1 protein-coding gene and 1 pseudogene are annotated in these 2,006 nt (G+C 63.0%); one reads left to right on the forward strand and one right to left on the reverse strand.

Annotation, left to right across the window (positions count from 1 at the left end; translation table 11 throughout):
• Nucleotides 1-546 (forward strand): annotated as a pseudogene (locus WCB02_RS18410) (Crp/Fnr family transcriptional regulator); the annotation flags it as partial.
• A 105-nt stretch (nt 547-651) separates the two neighbouring features.
• On the opposite strand, the gene WCB02_RS18415 reads toward WCB02_RS18410, so the two are convergent.
• Nucleotides 652-2,006 (reverse strand): molybdopterin oxidoreductase family protein (locus WCB02_RS18415; RefSeq protein WP_423960185.1); only part of this gene is annotated, 1,355 nt, incomplete at its 5' end.

Consider the following 2,006-nt stretch of genomic DNA (forward strand, 5'->3'; position numbering starts at 1 on the left):
ATGGTGCCGCTGCGCGTTTCCAATATGATCGGCTGCGCCTTCTTCGTCGGCTTTGGCGTGCTGGCCCACGACGTCAAGACCCTGCTGCTGTATCTCCTGATGCTTCCCATCAATGCCGTTCGCCTCCGTCAAATGCTCAGTCTCGTCAAGAAGGCCCGGACCGCCGCGCAGGGCGATGCGTCGATGGAATGGCTCAAGCCGTTCATGACGGAGCGTCGATATCGCAAGGGCGATGTTCTTTTCAAAAAGGACGATCCGGCCGACGAGATGCTGCTGACCGTCACCGGCAAATTCCTGGTGAAGGAAATCGGCGTCGAGCTTACCCCGGGACGCCTGATGGGCGAACTGGGTTTCCTCACACCCGACAACCGCCGGACGGCGACGATCGTGTGCCTCGAGCATGGCCATGTTCTGACCATCACCTACGAGAAGCTGCTCGAGATCTACTTTCAGAACCCGCAATTCGGCTATTATTTCCTGGTCCTGACCAGCCAGCGTCTGCTGGAAAACATCGCGCGGCTCGAAAACATCGTCGCGCAGCATAAGACCGTGCAGCCGGCCGAGGCTGTGACCGCTACCAGCGAGCGCCCGACAACCAGTTCGCAACCATTACCTCCTGGGGCGAGCACCGCGGCAGGCGCGAATTGAACCTCACTCCGCCGCCGTGCGCATCTCCACCGGTTCGGCCCTGACCGCGCAAAACTTGAACTCCGGAATCTTGCCGAACGGATCGAGCGCGGGATTGGTCAACAGGTTGGCGGCGGCTTCGGCGTAGCAGAACGGCATGAACACCATGTTCTCCGGCACGTCGCGATCGGCGCGTACCTTGATCTCGACCGCGCCACGACGGGTCAGGAGCCGCATAAAGTCTCCGGGCGCGAGCTTCATTCGCCGCATCTCCTTCGGCGACATGAAGGCCACGGCCTCCGGTTCGATCTGGTCGAGCACACTGGCGCGCCGCGTCATCGAGCCGGTGTGCCAATGCTCGAGCACACGGCCGGTCGACAACACCATCGGATATTCAGCGTCGGGCAATTCGTCCGGCGGAATGACATGCGCCGGCACGATCCTGCCGCGGCCGCTCTCGGTCGGAAATCCCGTCGTGAAGATGATCTCGTTGCCGGGCTTGTGCGGGTCGTCGACCGGATAGGTCACGGCCCCCTCGCGCACCAGCCGGTCCCAGGTGATGTTGTTCAGGGACGGCATCACCTGCGCCATCTCGGCGAACACGTCAGCCGGTCCGCCATAATTCCAGTCAAGTCCCATCCGTTTGGCGATCTCCTGGATGATCCAGAGATCCTGCCTTGCGTCGCCGGGCGGCTTGATCACCTCGCGCGCCAATTGCACGCGGCGGTCGGTGTTGGTGAAGCTGCCGGATTTTTCGGCGAAGGCCGAGGCCGGCAGGATCACGTCGGCATGAAACGCGGTCTCCGTGACAAAGAGATCCTGCACCACGAGATGGTCGAGCTTCGCCAGTGCCTCGCGCGCGTGCTGCAGGTCGGGATCGGACATCGCGGGGTTTTCGCCCTCGACATACATGCCACGGATTTCGCCGGCATGGATCGCGTTCATGATCTCGACCACCGTGAGACCGCGAACGGGATCGAGCTCGTGATGCCAGAGCCTTTCAAAGGGCTCGCGCAGATCGGCGCGGCCGACCGGCTGATAGTCCGGCAGGAACATCGGGATCAGGCCGGCGTCGGAGGCGCCCTGCACGTTATTCTGGCCGCGCAGCGGATGCAGTCCGGTGCCGGGACGCCCCACCTGCCCCGTGATCAGCGCCAGCGCGATCAGGCAGCGCGCGTTGTCGGTGCCGTGGACGTGCTGGCTGATGCCCATGCCCCAGAAGATGATCGAGGATTTCGCGCGCGCGTACATCCGCGCCACTTCGCGGATGGTGTCGGCGGCGATGCCGCAGATCGGCTCCATCTTTTCCGGGGTGAATTCGCCGATCCGCGCCTTCAGGTCCTCAAAACCTTCGGTGTAGCCGGCGATGTATTGCTGGT

This window comes from Bradyrhizobium sp. (assembly GCF_049581145.1).
Classification (GTDB): Bacteria; Pseudomonadota; Alphaproteobacteria; order Rhizobiales; family Xanthobacteraceae; genus Bradyrhizobium.